At 67.3% G+C, this 18,039-nt stretch carries 1 protein-coding gene (running past both ends of the window); it reads right to left on the bottom strand.

The whole window is internal to an alpha/beta fold hydrolase gene (locus OHB12_RS29200) on the bottom strand: the coding sequence, 155,337 nt in all, runs 79,163 nt past the left edge and 58,135 nt past the right edge, and what appears here is coding positions 58,136–76,174 (codon 19,379, partial, through codon 25,392, partial); reading right to left, the first codon wholly in view occupies nucleotides 18,035–18,037. The start codon and the stop codon both lie outside this window.

Here is an 18,039-nt window from a genome sequence, read left to right as displayed (position 1 = left end):
CATCGGCGGTAGTCTCCGGCTCCGGCCGCACGTTGATCAGGTCGGCGACATCCCGCGCCAACCCGGGAGTATCCGACCCGAACCGGAATACCGCCGCCGTCGGCCGGGTGGGTGGCGCCGACAGCAGGTCGCTCATCAGCAGCGACAAGCCCGAATCCGGACCGATGGCGGGGTCCTCCACCGATTCCAGTGCGTGAACCCTCAGCTCGGCTGCGGTGTCGATCCGGCCGACGGCGAGCATCGGGTGCCCGTTCTCGCCTAGCGACAGCAGATGTACCTCGGGGTGTCCTGGCAGGTGGGTGGCCCACCGTTCCGCAACCGTCAACCGGTCCACCCACGCGTCGAGTTTCCGTAGCCGGCTTTCGTTTTCCGGCGTGCGCTCGGCAGCCAGCATCCGTGTGCGTTCCCGGCCGAGCAGCAACCGGTTCGCGAAATCCCGTAGCTCAGGCGCAATAGCCTTGTTGTGCGCCAGCAGTTCCGGCCTGGCGTGCGCGATCGCCAGCAGCGTTTCCGGCTTCTCTTGTTGCAGCGCACGCCAGGCGGCATCGACAATGCCCCGCCGCATCCGCTCCGCGACGGTCAGCGCCTCGACGTACTCCATCTCGGCGAGGTCGGCCGCCAATGCCCGCTCGACGGCGGCATCTGCCCCGGCCGTGATCTCGGCCACGGCTTGCGTCGCCGCGTTGTGCTCCTCCTCGGTGAAGTCCGGGTCGGGTGGCAACACCGTCCGCGGTCGTGGCGGGCTGGAGCCGACCGCGGCTCCGAGGTTCCCCGCCGGACCACGGCGTGCCTGCACCTCGGCGGCGAGTTCATCCTCACGCACCATCGCCGAGCCGTCGGCATCCAGGCCCGCCACGTGGACCTCCGCGAAACCGACCCAACCGGAGACCACCCAGTCCTCGACCGCCTTACCGCGCAGCAAACCACCTCCGGCGTTGTCGAAGACAACCACCTCGCCCACCTCGAAGGCCTCACCACGCGCCGAGGCAGGCAAGGCGTTCATCTTCCTGGCGAAATCCTCATCCACCCTCGCCACAGCGAAGGCGTGACCGAGGCCGTTGCCGTCCGGGTCGACACCGCCGACCAAAACCCCACCAACTTGGCGTACGTGCTCGACCATGGCGGCCAGGCCCGCGATACCGATACCGAAGTACTGCTCGGCCCAACCAATGTTCATGCCCGCGACGAGCTCGACCTTGTCCATACCGGACATCGCGATAGCCTGATCGTTCCAATCCGCCGGGGTCATCGCCGCGCCCGCATTGCCGGGGGCGGCGTCGCGGACGAACCATTGCACCAGCGGACCGCAGTTGAACGGGCCATCTTCGGCATCCGGCGCGTGCCCGGTGACGTTCATCCACTCCGCGAAACCGTCGCCTTCCGGTGGCAACGCCGAGCGGCGGGCCGCCGGGTCCGGCAACTGTCGTGGGGGCTCCGGGGGTTCGACCGTCCGTTGTCCGGGAGCATCGAGCCACTCCAGGATGGTGGCGTGCCAGTCGGCGTGGCCGCGTTCGGCGAATTCCGGCGCCATGGCCCGGACCCGACGGCGAACCTCCTCGACCTGTGTGGGTGCGAAGTCCGCGGGCAGCAGCCGCGCGGATTCGGCAAGCTCCAGCTCGAAGTGCCGCTGCCAGTCGTCGTCGGATTCTTCCCGCGCGGCCACGGTTTCGGCGGCCGGTCCCACCTCGCCGCGCTTCAGCCTCTTTGCGATCTCTCGCGCCAGCTTCCGCTCGGTGCGCGCGCTCAAACCGGCGAATGCCTCCGAAATCACAGTGCCAGGATCGTTTTCGGTGTTATCAGCCTCAGCGACCACGAACCCGCCCTGGCCGTCGCGGGCCATCCGAACCACGATGGAGACACCACCGACAGAGATCGTCATCGTGGTGGTGGAGGCCGGGCGGTCCGGGTGCGGCGCGCGCCGTCGGGCGGTGGTGTCCTCGGTGATCAGCCGACCCACGACCTCGCGCGCACTGAACGGGTCGGCGCCGGAATCCGCGGCGAACCGCGTGGTCAGCTCCGCGAACGTGGTCGAGGAGTCGAAGCCGCCGAGCGACCGCATCCATGTGTCGAACCCGACCGGCCCCACCAGCAGCTTCCGCCTGCGGTAGGTGACGTACGCCTCCAGAAGCCGCGCCCCGAGTTCAGCGTTGTCGAGTTCCCGGGACTGCATCCGCTCCGGCCAACCGCCGGCGATCGTCCCGTCGAGTTGCAGACGGACCTCCACCGAGTAGACCTCCGACGGCGAGGCCATCGCCAACACATCAGCGAACTCGGGCCTCCCGGCGGCCAACTCCCGCAGCGCTTGCTTGTCGCGGCCGGGCATCGCGACGACAAACAACTTCTCCGGGTCGCCCTCGGCAGCCGGGACGTGGAAGATATGCGGCCCGAACCAGGTGCCGCGCGTGAACTGCAGCTCACTCTGATAGCGCCGCGCCACCTCGTCGTCGAGCACCCGTTCCGCATCGTCGAGCTCGACGACCACCTCGGTAAGCCGAACAACATCAGCGGCCCTACGCATAATGCCGGCCCGCTGTTCGGCCACTGCCCGGAACCGTTCGGCCACCGGCCGCCACGGATCATCTTCAGCCAACGCCGCCGGGTCACCGAAGACGTCCAGCGGCAGATCGGCGAGCACCGCCGGATCCACCCCCAGCGCCCCGGCCAACGCCTTCCAATCCGCATCGGCCCCCCGCCGCGCATCCGCCAACTCCACCGAATCCGGCGACAAACGAACATCTTTCAGGCCCAACCGGCCGGCCAGCTCACCACGCAGGCCACGCAGGCCCTTGATCCGCCGGTCGATCAACTTGAAGTCCAGGACCGCCGGTGGTTCGTCGACCGGGTCCTGTGGCGGGGACTCCGGCAGCAACGGATCCCGTTCCGGTGGCGGTGGCAGCGGCTGATCGCCTTGCAGGTCGTCCAGCAGTGCCAGGACTTCCGCCAGCCGGACCACCTCGGCCTGGTACCGCCGCAGCACGAGGCGGTCGTGGTCGTCCGATCCGCCTGCGCCGTCCATCATGGCCCGGTCCAGCCGCGTCTCCTCGACCCCGACCTGGGTGGCCAGCCGGGTTAGCTGATCGTCGACGTATGCCCGATGGTTCGCGACCATCTCCGGCACCGGCATCGGCCGTATGCCTGACGGGGTAAGCAGGCCGTGCAGCGTCAGCCCGTGTCGGCCCAACAATTCGTCGCGCTCCCGCAGCAGCTTCGCGATCCGTTCGCGGACATCGCCTTCCGCGGCATCAGAGTCCGCAGCGGCCGGTGCGTCGGCGACCTCGGCCCAGCCTTGCGCCGTCCATCGCAGCGTGCGTGGTACTTCGAGGTCGACGCGGACCATCACCGCGTTGTGCGTATCCCCGGCGAGGACGTCCAGCACGAACTCGTGCCATTCGCCCCAGCCGACCCGCTGCAGTGCCGGGCCGAAAGCCCGCAGCTGTTCGCGCAAGTCGTCGATTTCCGACCAGAGCATGCCCTCGGTGTCGAAGTGGATGCTGTGGTCCCAGCCCTCGTCGACAATGCGCAGCCGCTCCCGCAGCGGGGCCAGCACCTCCAACAGCACCGTTTTGTCGAGGTCCTCGAAAGGCGACCGGATCGTCCGGCTGTATCCGGTCGAATACTGCGGCGCTTCGGTCTCGCCCGGACCGTAGATCAGGTCATAGGCCTCGCGCTGGGCCCGGTCCGCAGCTTCCGGTTCCCCCGCCCGCAGCGCATCGGCGCGCCGGTCGGCCAGCTCGTCCAGTCGAGCGCGGACCGCACCGTCCATCGGGTGCAACGGAACCCGCGGCCGCGCCGCGGTGAAAACGAAGCCTTCGACTGCTGCCGCCGCGACCGCGTGTCTCGGCGGAAAATCGTAGACCACCGCATCGGTCCAGTCGACCACCAGAATCCGGTCGCGATAGTTGGTCAATACGCAGTCGTCGGACATCACGATGGTCGCCCCGTCGCCCATCGCCTGCAGGACCCGCCGCATGTGGTCGTGCCCGCCGGCAAAGGTACGCGGCTGCGCGCCGAGCGCGGCAGCGGTCACGAAGGTCGGGGTGCCGACGGCGACGGGTCGCGGCACGCCAGCCGGCCGAGCCGGCGCGTGGTCGGGTCGAACCCCTTGGTTCCCGGCCGGGCCACGGTTCGCCTGTCGCTCGTCGAACTCGGCCGCGACCTCGCCCCGGTTGTCGAGGAATATCGCCCGAACCGGACGGCCCGACGATCCCGGTGGGACAACGCTATGGGCTTTGAACTCACCCTTGTCCGGGTCTCGCAGCTCGATCCGCTCGTCCCCCGTTGCCGATACCCGCCGCACCAACCCATAAGCGCGGTTGGGGTCTTGGCCGTCGACCACCAGCACCGATACGCCGTCCCCCTGGCCGCTGCCGTCCAACGACCGTGCCCACTCCCGCATTTGGCCGCGAAGTTCGCCGATATCGGTGAACTGCCGGAGTTGCCCGCCCGTCACCGCCTGGAGGAGATCGGCGATCGTGGCCTCCGGTCCGGTGTCGACAGGCACTTCGGTGATCCTGTCGCCGTACATGTTCCGGAATTCCCGCGCCAGCAGCGACGACGGATGCCGCCCAGCCGACACATGATCGCGGCGCATTTCCTCCCAGCTCGCCAAAACTTCTGCGGGCGAGGACCCGTCGCGGGTCAACGACAACCAGTGCAGCACCCGCGCCGGATCGGTCAATGGCAGTGAGGAGTCGACCGCGCCCGCCCTGCCGCCTTCCGCCAGCGCCTCGATCGGCAAGAGCGCGAGTTCGCGGTTCTCCTCCTCGAAGACGTATGCGGGAAGTTGCGCCTGCCACTCCTCGAATTCCAGGCCGACCGGGAGCAGACCCCGCTCGAGATAGTGTTCGAAGGCCGATCGCAACAACGGTTCCACCCAGCGAGCCACTGCGAAGTCGTTGTATATGTCCACCACATGAATGAATTCATGATGAGTGATGTCGTACCAGACATCCCCCGACGACCGTCCCCATTTATGGTCCGCCACCAGCGTCGCTGCTCGTCCCGCCGTCTTCTGGAACTCGGCAACCTTCTTCGCGCTGAGCGTGATCACCTGGTAATGGTTTTCTTCGTTTCCGTGCGAAGTCGTGTTCGCGAATGCCGATTCGCGGGTAGGTCCGAACCTCACTTCGCGCAGGTCGAAACGGCCGCCGTATTCCGCGATCGCATCACCTAGCGCGCGGTATACGGATTCGACGACCTCCTTCGAGATGGTCGGGCTTTCCCAATACCGAAGCCGAATATGGTGTTCGTCATACAGTTTACGGACAATGCGCGCCTTGGCCTCGCGCTCGCCCGGCATCTGCGGATCGGCAACGACGCCGGCGCCCTCGGCCGATGGTTGCTCATCGAAATCCGCCCACACCTCACCCCACCGCTCGATATTCGACCTGCTGGCCGATTCGAGCGGCCCCGACACCACCGGCCGCACCGAATCGGACCCGTGCAACGGGGGGCACCATTTGGTGTCCAGGAGGGCTGGTGGATGCGGTCTGTGCTCTCGGACCGGACGGCTCTGGTCACACTCGATAGACACGTGCAGCGATCGGCGGCCCCCCTCCGTGGATATCCGAACCGTAAGACGCGCCACGGCTCCTTCCAGCATGGCGCGCTTGTCGGCATGCCCTAGGTCGGCCTGCGCGATCGACTCGACATACTGGTCCAAGTATCGCAACACGTTGCGTCCGGCCCTGCGGACCAGTTCGGTCGCCGCCTCGATCTGCGCCGGATCACGCCAACCCCGCTCACGCAACATGTCACCGAGCGCCGATGCGACCGCGTCCACATGCCGCGCACCATCCGGCTCGAAGAACACCGTCAGATCGACTGCGTTCTCCGACAGATCGCGAATCGACGCAACATCCGCATCCTGGGTCGCATCCGGTGTCGCATCCTGGGTGCCTGTGTCCCAACCGAGCAGGTGAATGTCCGGGTTGCCGGTCAACGCGGCTGCCGCCATCACCCCCGCCGGGGCGCGGAAACTGTCGCGCGCCAGGGCGATCGAAACGACGTCGGGCTGTTCCTGGTTCGCGACGGCGTCGGTCACGTCCTGGTCCGTCTGGTGCAACTGCGAATCCAGCGGCGTTGCCGGCTTGCGGTCTTCGGCGGTGGTGACGTGGTGGTTCAGTATCGCCGACAAGCTTCGGCCGGCCCGGTCGTGCAACCGGCCGAGGTCCTCGTCGAGACGCCCGTCCTGCCGCGGCCCGACCGGCGGCAATGCGCGGCCGATACGGGTGACCGGCTTGTCGACCCCGGGTTCACCATTGCCCTCGGTGTAGTCGGCGGGCCCCTGCTCCGGCGGCACCCACGGGGTTCCGTCGGCGAAACGGAACATCGCGTAGGTGCGGGCGACCCCGGGCCGGTCCTGGCCCCACCGGTAGGGCTTTTCGACCATGGTCGCTTCGGGGCGTTCGATCGCATTCGCCGACGCCTCGCTGCGAATCCAGTGCCGCTCGATGATGATCGGGCGACGGAGCTCGTCCTTGCCCCGGTACTCCAGCTCGTAGGTGTGCGCGCCCACCACATTCGGCGAGCCGGACAGCCCGTCGGCTTCGTCGACAACCGTGGCGATCGCCCCGGGGAACCGCATCCACACCAGCTGGTCGGCGACCTTGTCCCAGGCCGTCTTGTTCCGAGCTTCGGGACCGCCCCGCTCCCACATCCCCGACTGGGTCCAGTGCAGGCGGTCGGTGACGAACCCACCCTTGAACCAGATCCCCGCCAACGGAGCACTGAACTCGTCGGCATTGCGGCCGGGTTTACGCGGCTCCAGGAGCGCACGGGGATCCAGGCCCGTGGCGTTGGCGATGACGTGCGTGGTGCAGTCCGCGGACTGCCCTTCCAAGGCATGCTCCAGCAGCGGCCGCAGCCGGGACCGGTTGGGACCACGGTAGTCCGCGAGGCCGTCGGTGTTGGATCCGCTCTGATGCCGGAGCGTCAACCCACCCGTAGTCAGGGATGCGCGGGGAAACGTGAGAACAGGTTCCGGCCCGAGACTGCCGGGAAGGGCATAGACGCTGTAGTGCTCACGCGTCGACGTCAGCTCCTCGGTGAACCAGGACCACCCGGTCTCGCCGTCGGTAGCAGTGCGGACAACCACCGCCGGATTCTCATCTCCGCGCTCCTGCTCGGCTTCGAGCACAAATGCCACGAAATGCTCTGCAGCGTGGATGAGCCCGTCCGACAGCTCCCCGTCGACGCCTGTTTCGACCACTGACGCCGTCTCGGTGGTGTCGACATCGCCGAGGGCGACCGCCGGCTCGTCGAGCGTCAGCAGGTGCACCGGCGGGTGGCCGGGCAGCCGCACCACCTCTCGCTCGGCCCAGGTCAGGACCTCCACCAGCTCCCGGACGTCCTGGCCTTCGGCCTGACGGTGGACGAGCTCGTACCGGTTGATCCGGTTGCGCCACCGGGCCGGGATCCCGGCCAAGACTGGTGGCGCCTTGTCGGACAGCCCACCCTCGGCCAGGGTCCACCGATCGTCGGCGCTCAATGCTGCGAAAAACTGACCGACACTGTCGAATCCCCGGCTGCGTTCCCAGATCCGGTCGGCCCGCTCGCGCGCCCCGGGCGGCGGCGGATCCGGCAGCACCGGCCGCAGCACCACCTGCGCCGACAGAGCGGACAGTTTCAGGTCCAGTTCCTCGGCCTGCTCGGACAGCACGCGGTATGTCTCGGCCGTGTCGACCGGATCGAGCTCGAGCAGGCTCAACAGCTGCCGGGTATGCACCTGCAGCTCGCTTTCCTCGCGCGCGAAACGGTTCTGCGCCAACAGCTCGGACAGCCGTCGCACCTCGTCGAGCGACAACGGACCCTCGCTGACCGGGTAGTCCGACCACACCCCTTCGAGGCCTTGCCGTACCTGGGATTGCAGGTCATCGATGCGGGCGTCGACCGCTCCGAGCCAACCCGCGCCCAGCCGGCCCGCGACCGAGCCCAGTTCCCGCAAGGGCCAATCGTGCCGGGCGAACACCTCCGTGACCTTGCGGTACACCTCGTCCGCAGCCGACAAGTTCGCGAGGCGTTGTTGGGCCACTGCCTCGAACTGGTGGACCAGTATGTTCAGACGCCGCAGCTGCCCGTTGGCCCGCTGGCGCTGTTGTGCGGCTTCGACCAACTCGTCCAGGCGGTGGTAGCGCGTCGGCTGGACCCGCTCCCCTGGCCGATACGCCTCGTCGCGCAGCGCACGCAGCCGATTCAGGTCCGCCAGGCGCGGCCGGGTGTTCTGGTCGGGGAACAGCGCCACGACCAGTTCGTGGAACCGGGACGCCGCCGCATCCTGCCGGTCGGCTTCCGCACGCAGCATGCGCTCGAGCTCATCCAAGCGGTGCAACAGAGTTTCATTGGCGGTGAACTCGCGCTCTTCGGCGATGCGGCGGTCATACCATTCCAGATCCGGGCCGGTGCGCAGGGTTTTTCCGTGACGGCTCAGGTTGTTGATCCCCGCGGTGACCCGTTCCGGAGTCAGCACCCCCGGGTCGCCGAGGAACTCCCTCTGCAGGTGGTGGTGGAAGTCCGCTGCCAGTCGCGCCCGCTCGGCTCGCAGCAGCGCCAACGTGCCGGGAGTCAACTCCCGAGCCCAGGCCAGATCCGCATACAGCTGCGGCTGCCGCGCCCGCAACCTGCTCCGCAGGTCGAGCAGCTGGCTGTACAGAACCTGTTCGCCATCGCTGACCGGCTCGGGAGCCCGCACCTGGCGCAGGTGTCGACGCCGGTCACCGCCGTCCGACCCGGTGATATCGCCCAGCCGCCGACGCCTGGCCCGCGGGGTCGACGCATCCGGATCCGTTTCGAGTGGGCGGCCGGGCGGCGGGTCCAAGGTCACCTCGAGCGGGCGGACCGCGTTGCCCTCGGCATCGAGTTCGATGCCATGGCTGTAGGCCACCAAACCATCCGCGTCGCCAGGGACGAACTCACCGATCAGATTGCCGCTGCGATCGAACTTCAGCAACTCCCCGTGGTGGTTGACCACGAAATAGGCATGCGGGCGAGACTCTTCGGCACCCACACGACGGTGATAGGTGTCGATAACCAGCATGCCGCGACCATGGTTTTCTTCACGCTGCTCCTCAGTAGGAGTCCGACCAGGCTCGACACCCAACAACGTGGCGGCGACAACTTCGTGACCGGTCACCCCGTCGACCACGTAACCCGCGGGCACACCGACCATGTCGGCGACGGGATCCGCATGCCCGCCGGCCAACCAGGACAGCGCAGCACCCGGGGTGCCCTCGTCATCGACAGCGACCTCCGGCATCGCCACAGCCCGCTCACCACCACGCACATCGTGGTAGTAATCGTTGGCCGCCTGCCCAGCCAGCGGCGCACAATTGCCATCCACCGGCGGCGGCTCGGCAGGCACCGGCACGACGCCCTCCGGCCGACCGGAACGACGCTCACGCTTGATCCGGGCCGCGGCCGCATCCGCCTGCGTCTGAATCCGCCACGCACCCTGTTCGTCGGCCGCCCGAACCTTTTCGTCGGCGACGACGAAATCCCGGAACGCAGCCGACAACGCATCGAACTCTGCTTCGGCTATCCCCTTGTCCCGCAGCACATCGAGGGCATCCTGGCGGTACCGCACCACATCGTCGGCCGCCGCCTGCACGTCCCCGGTCGTCCGGACATCCGCAGGCAGGGTGTCGAAGGCCGCCCGCACCGCCGTGGCGATCGCATCACGAGCCTGGCCACGTTCGATGTCGAGAGTCAGCCGCTCGCGCGATTGGTCACCAGGCGGCCGGAACTCAGCCGCACCGTCACTTTGCAGCAGGCGGTCCATCCCGGTCGCGGCGGTGGTGAGGAGATCGCCCTGGCCCGCCGCATGTGGGGGTGTCGTGGCGGCTGTGTCACCGGCGGATTGCCCGGACCGCGGACGGGGGATACCGTCCGGTGCCGGGCTCGGCGCCCCTTGGCTCCCGTCGTTCTCGTCGAAATACCAGGTCCGAACACTGTTTCCGTCGTTGGCTGCGACGTCGATTTCCCGGGCGCCACGCGGACCGGAAACTTCCACGATGCAGTCACCGTCCAGGCCTGCCAGCGGTTCTCGCAACACACCGACGAGCTGTTCGGACTGCGGCCAGCCCGTCACCAGCCCGGACACCAGGCGCAACGCTATGGCGGCCCGGTCCGGATCATCCTGTCGCAGCCGCATTTCCACAGTCACTGTCGCGTCCGGGCCGGTGCCTACCTGGACGGTCAACAGCGATCCGTCGCGGTCGGTGACCTGGATGCGGTGGGCGTCGCCGACCACCATCACGTCCCCGAGCCGGGCGCCGTCGAGGTTGAGCACGCCCTCCAACACCCGGACAACCGCATCCCGGGTGGTCTCGTCCGCACCGGCCACCGCATCCAGAACCGCCTGCAGGCGTTCCGCGTCGGATGGCCGTGCACGGCTGTCCAGGGCGGCATCCAGTTCGGCGCGCAGCCCGTCCAGCCGCTCCTCCTGGCTGTGGAGCTCGTCGAAGAGCGCAACCAGCCTGCGCAGTTCAAGGAACTCGGCGGTCTGGTCAGCTCGGACGCTGTCGGCCCAGATCTTGTACCGCGCTTCTCCCTGCCGCTGTGTCCAGATCGCGCGCTGCCGTTCGTCTTTCGGCGGTTCTTCGACATCCAACAGGAACTCGGCGAGCACCGGATGCTGTTCCGGCGCCGGCGCCCACTCCTGCACCAACCACGCGTCGCTCAACGGCATCGGGTCCTGGTGCAGCTGCGCCGCCAAGAGCCTGCGCGTCTGCTCCAGCTCCCCACGCAGCCGGGCTTCGATTCCCTCGCCTGCCGGGATGTGCTGAGGAACCAGGCCGTGCTCCGCCAGGGTCGACTCGACCGGACGGTCGCGGACCGGTTCCGGCAGTCGGTCCCGGCCCTCGACGGCCGCTACAGCCGCGGCGATCTCGTCGACCCGGGCAACCTTGGCCGCCATCCGCCGGAACTCCGCGCTCGTGCACGCCCCCCGGCGCAGTCGCTGGTAAGCGTCGAGCAACTCGTGTTCCAGCCGCACCAGCTTTTCGTGACGCTCGGCTTCCTCGACCCGGATCATCAGCTCGTACGGCTGCTCGAGCTCGGCCGCTACCTTTCCGCGCTCGGCGCGCAACGTGGCGACCACCTGTTGCATTTGCGTCGCAGTGGCCACTTCTTCCGGACGGAATCCCTCGCCGAGCAAGGCTTCCCGCGCCCGAGACTGCGCTGCCAGCAACCAGGTCCGAGCCTCGGACCCCGGCTGCAACAGCTCCGACACAGCAGCGCCCATCGTTCGCCGATCAGCTCGATCGGCATGCAACCGCTCCGACACATCCAGCTGCGCCAACACCAGTGCGCTGTGGCGGCGCAACCGGACCAGCGGTGGGCTGGAGTCGGTCAACTCCGCGCCGGTCGCCTGGCGCACCATCGCATCGGTGAGCAGCCCCGTGACCACGGCGCGGGGCGCGGCGTCGAGACCGCGCACCGGCGGCAAGTGCACTCTCGCGGTCGCGGAGGCATCGGGACCGATGCCGACCTGGACGGTCAGCAGCGTCCCGGCCTGGTCGAGGACCGTGACCCGGTGGACCCCACCGACAACCTCCACCGGTCCGAGCCAGGCGCCGGGGAAGTTCAGCGCATCGTCGAGCAGCCGGAGGGTTTCGTCCCGGGTGCTCGCGCCGACGTTGTCCAGCGCATCCAGCACCGCCTGCATCCGGGCTTGTTCGGCGGCCAGTGGTCCGGCACGCGGCTCGGCCACAGCCGGGGCGGCGCCGATCGGGCCAGCCGGGGCGATCCGGCTGACGACCTCCAGGCGGTCACGGTTCTCGTCGAACGGAACCTCCGGGGTGCCATCGGTTTTGATGACGATCCCGAATACATCGGTGATGTTCCACTCGCCCCGCTCGGCCAACCAACGCTCAACCGCGGCCTTGCCGGTCCAGGTGCGCTTCATCCCCTTGATCTTCTCGGTGATCACCACCTCGCCGTCGTCGTTCAACTCGACCGCCCAGGCATGCGCCCCGGCGTCACCGAACACCATTGCGCCAGCGATGAACCCGGCCGCACCGTTCTCCACCATCCGCACCGCGCGCCGCAAGCCGGCGACGCCTGAGCCGAAGCCGGGTTCGTGCCAGTCCCCGCCGAGCGTGCGAGCCAACTCGACTTCCAGCACACCCTGTTGCTTGACGGTGGCGTTGTCCTCGAGCGCCGAGGCATTCGGCTCGTGGCCGGTCATCTTCGCGATGAACGCACGCCCGGCCTTCGTCACCACGGGAGCGCAGTTCATCAGACCGCGCAGCTTCTTCGGCATCGCGGCGGGCGTGATCGCGTCGGTCAAACCGGCGTCGAGCAGGCCGGAGACTCGGTCGATCTCGCCATATTGGTCGCGAAGCGCGCCCGCGCTCGCCAGCAGGTCTTCCCGAGCCTGCACCTGATCGGACAGCTCGACGTATTTCGCCGCCAGCTGCCGCAGGAACGGATGCGGACCCAGCGTTCCTTCCGCAGGCCACTCCGACAGTTGCTTCGCCTGGTCGTAGTCCAATTCCTGGCCCGGGTTCCACAGCCCGAACTCCCTGAGCCCATGTTCCAGGCGCGCTCCGATCTCCGCACGCTGATCGCTGAGGGCAAGGAAGTTGTCCCGGAAGCCCTCGTCGGACACCCCGACCTGCTCGCTCAGCTCAAGGTAGCGCTGATGGTTCGCACCGTATTCGACCAGGAGCGAGTGGCGTTCGACGGCGAGATCTTCGAGTTGCCGGGCACGCGCACGCAGCCGGTCGAATCGCAGCTCCCAGCGCCGATGTTCGGTGGCCGTTTCGGCGAACGCGGCCAACGACCGGTAGCGCACAGCCAACCCATTGTCCGCAGGCAGCACGGCCGCCATTCGGCGATATTGCTGCGGGTCCAGGTGAAGCTGCCGCGGGTCCAGCAACCTTTCCAGCAGGTCGAGATCCTCCGGATGCTGCTTCAGGTGTGTGCGGCGCAGGTCGACCAGCCGGGTCTTCGCTGCGGCACGGCGAACATATGCTTCGCGCACCGCTGCTTCCAGCGTGTCGATCCGCTGCACCAACTCGGTGTCGCCGTTTTCAACGGCTTCTACCCGGGTACCCGCCAATCCTGGGCGTAGCTTCAAGCGCGCCACCCGGCGTCCCGCACCGTCCGATTGTGGGATCGCGACCGACAACCCCAGGTCCAGATCCATCGTGAGCCGGTGGCGAGTTCGTTTGCGTTCGGCGATCACGTCGAAATGGGCGAGCAGCACCCGCAGTTCCTGGAACTCCCTGGCCAGCCGCGCCCGCTTCCCAGCCTCGGACGACTCGTCGGACTCCGGTGCCAGTTCGACCAGTTCCTCGGCGGTCAGCCACTCCGGGTTTTCCGACATGAGCGGGGTCAATTCCCGCAGCGTGGAGCCGTACAGGCTCAGCAGCCGGTCCCGGGTGATCTCGACGGAAGCCTGCGGCCCCTCCTGCAGCCCGTATTTCGCCAGCACGATCCGCTCACCGCGCACCCGCTCCAACGGTGGCAGCGGCTGTTCGACCTGCCGCAATTCCACCACCAGCCGTTCCAGCTCCGCCGCCTCGGCGAGCAGCCTGCGGTAGTCGCGAGCCTTCCCTGGGTCGAGCCGCAGCTGTGCCCTGGCCTCGTGCAGTGCGTACTCCAACGCCTTGATCTGCCGCGACCTGGCACGCAGCTGGTCGGATTCCTCGACCAGCCGCATCAGTTTGTGCACGTCACGGAACCGTCGTTCGGCCGCTGCCAGAGCAACTGTCTTGCCCGACCTCGACTCGCGCTCGGCTAGTTCGTCGAATACCCGCTGCACCTGGTCGTCGTGGAACAGGTCCGCGGGTGTCATTCCGAGCAGCTCGGCCAGCGCAGCGCGATCCCGGTCGCGCTTGTGCGACCACTCGGCACGCACCGTCGACTTCGGCCTCAACAGAAGGTTCGGGTCGATCACGTCCGCGCAGATCGCGGTGACCTCACCACGCAACTGCTTGACCCGCACATCCGCATCCCGCCGCAGCTGCGCCAACGCAGGCCCCAGCCGTTCGGCTTCCGGCGACGGGGCTGTCCGGCTGTCGGCAGTGGCCGACACCGCGCCAGGGGCGGACCGCGGCCCGATGCCTCCATCCGGCGAATCGCCGTTGCCGGCATCGAAAGGCAGCGTCAGGTTGCCGTTGCTGCTGTCGACCGTGACATCCAGGTGCCCCGCGGACAGCTCCATAGTGACGACGCCGTCGGCACCTACCAGCCGAACCGTGGGCAGGCCGAGCTTCTCGCCCACCTCGGTGGTCTGCCGCATCACCGCGGTGCTCACCCGGGCAACCTGCTGGTCCCCCCAGCCGGAGATCAACTCGAACAGCATGCTCGTCGTAGCCGGTACGCGATGCGACCGGTCGGAACGCAGGTGCGTCCGCACCCGCACCACCTCGCCGACAATCTCGATGTCCGTCATCTGGCTGCCGTCGGAATCCAGCACGGAGACCCGGTGACCGCCGTCGACCTGCGCAATCGCACCCAGACGCGTGTTGCCGTTCAACACCTTGCCTGCCAGCAGAACGACGTGAGCCTTGATGTCTTCGCCGAGTTCCGGCATCGTCTCCACGGCTTCGACCAAGCGAAGCAGGTCAGCGGCTTTCCGGCGAGCGGTCGTTTCCACTGTGGCCTCATCGGCCACAACAGATGCGGGTTCGAAGCTGCGGGAAGTATCGGCCCGACTCGGCTCCTGGTCGGACTCGCTTTCATCGACACCAGTGATCGCAGTGGGTTGCGGCGCAGTCATCGGTACGGCGTGTTCCACCGGCAACGGCGATGTGGTGTCCGTGACCGTGGCCAATGCGTGGGCGTCGAGTCGTCGGACTTCCGCGTCCTCCCGAGGAAGGGCCAAGACCTGCTCACACAGCTCGGTGAGCCGGTCTCCCATCGCAGTACCGGCCATTTCTTCCTGGGCCTGCATCAACAGTCTGGCAACCCAGGCGCCGTTCATCTGCTCCAAGGGGAAGTTGACTGTGGCAGCCAACGCCGCTCGCGCCTGCTCGTGAGCGGGGTGCAGCTGCTCCCAGCGCCCATACGCGGCGGCTACATCACACAGATGATCGAACCTGGCAGCGGCCCGATGGAAGGCGTCGATCCGCTCGGCCAACTCAACAGTGTTCGAGTCCGTGCTGCGGCGCATCAGTTCCAGTCGTTCCGACAGCGGATCCAATTCCGCCAGTTCGGTATCCAAGAATTCCGACAGCGCTGCCCGAGCCTCAGTCCGTCGGGCTCGAGCTTCCTGCCATTCTTCGGCCACGGCAGCCTTCCGCGCCGCTACCGTCTGTTCATCCAGGATGATGGGCAGATCTGGTAGCTCTCCGTGCGCTTCATCCCACGCTGCTCCGTAGATCTCGGCATACGTCGAATCGGAGAATGCCGGCTTTCGATGCTCGAGGAACGACCGCAACGTGGTGAACGCGGTCGCTTCATCGACACCGCGATAAGCCTGCTCTTCTGGGCTCTCCGGGACATCAGCGCCTTCAGCCCGAAGTTCAGCCCGGAGCTCCCGCACGGCCAGGATCGCCTGAATATGTGCCTCGGTCTCCTCGTCGAGCATCTGGTCGACGTAGGCCACACGCGAAAAGTGCATTCGGATCCGGTGCGCGGGACCCTGCTCTCTGGTGCGCTCCAATTCGACATAACCGGCCCCACGCACCATGGTTGCCATGAGTTCCACGTCGGTAGCCCCAGCGTCGAGGACCAACGTTTTCCTGGCCGGGTACAGTCGGTCACCGCGTGTCGCTTCGAGCAAAATACGGATATCGTTGTCCGTCAGGACGTTATCGGCCCACCTGCCGACCTCGGTCTGGACGAGCAACTGCCGCGCCTGAGCGATCCGCTGTTCGCCCGCCTGCTGGGCCAAGTCCATCGAGGTGATTTCTGGAGGACGGCTGGGGGCAGCCTGCTGCGGATTCTCGATCTGGGCAACCAACACAGTTCCCGTGTAATCGACTCCGACCCGCAGGTATTCGAGGCCTATCCGCCCAAGTCTCACATTCCGCACGACTCCGGGATGCGTACCGCCCAATTCTTCGAGAACATGGTCGTAGCCACCGCTGTCGGCTGCCACTACCAGCCGAGTTCCGTTGTCGTCTGAGATCAGGACAGCCCGGTCGTGTACTCGCCTTCCTCGGTGCCGCTGCGTGCGTGCCGTGATCACGTCACGGACAGCCAGATCTTCGATTGCGTCGATGATCTTCTGCTCCCGCGCCTGCAGTTGCGAGCGCAGAGCGACAAGATCCCGCAGGATCAAGGTGCCCTGTTCCCAGCGGCGCCTGTCACGTTCGGACATCGATTCGCTTGCGATCGCATTCAGCCGCTCCGTCTCCGCTGTCGCCGAACGATGCACGACCTGTCGGTCCCGGGTTGCCGCGGATTTCTGCAGTGCCAGTTGCCGTAGTTGTTCGGCGCGCTCCGGTGTGGTCGCCCGATGCAGCAAGGGGAAATCGTGTTCGCGGAAGTCTTTCCAGTAACCCCGATAATTTTCTGTGTAGGAATACCTCGGATGCTTCAGCCGTTCCTGCAGGGCGTGCATACCCTCCTCGTGGGCACGGGCACGCAATTCATCCCGCGAGAGACCAGAATTCTTTGCAGCGGCATCGGCATACGCCTTGTCGAAAGTATCGCAGTAAAGTGTTTCCTCCGGCCTGATCGGAACTTTGAAGCCGAGCACGCCCAACGCCTGCACAACCCAGGACTGGCGCGCGAAGGCCAACGCTTCTTCCCTGATCATGGCGTCCACGTAGTCGGCCTCGGACATGGTGGCGACATTCGGGGTCTGCCCGGACAGGAACATCTCGGCGTGCACGAGCTCGTGGATCAGTGCCTTGGTCTGAGACGGATGATCCTGACCCCGGGTCGCGATCTCAGCCACCAGGGAACGAAATAGGAACGAGCCGTGGTTGTGGTCTTCGAGAATCCACCGATGACTGGTCTTGACCGGATGCTCCCCTTCCAGCAACCGGCTTCGCACCCAGCTCGGCAGTTCCGCCGACAGCATTCGTACCGCGTCCGCCGCGGGGTCCAGTACCACGCCGATGCGGACGTTCGCGAAAGCCCGTGCGGCGTCGGGGAGCCACTGGCCGGGGACGTACGCCGGGTCGGGGATGCCACGGGCGGTCAGCGCCATGCCCAACACGGCCTGTATCTCGTCCGGCGGCGGCGGCGTCCACTCGTCGAAGGGGACGTCCTCGTCCACGCCCTCCTCGTGCACCACCACCACGCCGTCCGCGCGCTCCTTGAAAGTCACCGCGTGACCCCACTGCGGTGGCTGCCCGTTCACGCCCTTGTACACCATCGTCACGACGACCGCGCCGCCCTCGCTCGCCACCCGGTCGTGGGCATCCTGGAGCGATTCGATCTCCGAGCTCCACCCGATCCCCGTTACCGAGGGCGCGTCCCCCAACAGCACACCCTGCATGCCTGCCCGGAAACCGGCCAACCCCGGTGGCATGTCGGCGCCGACATGGTTCCACGCGTCGACGGCTGCCTCCGGGAGGCACCGCATGCCCCACTGGGCGGGTGCGATCTGTCGGGCGACGCCGTAGACGTGCTCGCGGCCCTGCTTGTCGGTGACGACGCGGGTGGTCACCCATTCCAGGTCTTCGTGCACCTCCAACTGTCGTCGGCTGCTGTCCCAGCGGACCCGGGTGCCCGCGGGGACCCGCAGGTGCAGCAGTGGCTGCCCGTCGGGTTGCTGGGCTGGCTGCCGGGTGATCTCCCAAGCGGCCCCGTGTTCGGTGAGAATTCGTGCCCCGGAAAAGGTTCCGGGGCGGGCGGGGTTGATGCTGGTGCCGACGGGTAGCGGGCCGACCAGCAGCATGGCTGTCGGCGTCGTCGCGCCCGCGCCCGCGGGGGCGTCTAACACGGTGTCCGCGTAGTCGTAGGCGGCCTGGTCGTGACTGAAAACCACAGTGTTCTGGGCGTTTTCGGCGAGCGCCACGGCCTGTTTGCCCGCGCGGGACAGTCCGGCGAAGGTCTTGGCGGACACTTCCAGCGGGCCGAGGTCACCCAGCAGTGTGCTCAGCCGGGCTATCTTCGCGCGCAGACGCCGTTCCCGGC

Source organism: Nocardia sp. NBC_01730, from assembly GCF_035920445.1.
Taxonomy (GTDB): domain Bacteria; phylum Actinomycetota; class Actinomycetes; order Mycobacteriales; family Mycobacteriaceae; genus Nocardia.
The sequence above is the reverse complement of the archived record's forward strand: the minus strand, read 5'-3'. Positions and strand labels throughout refer to the sequence as shown.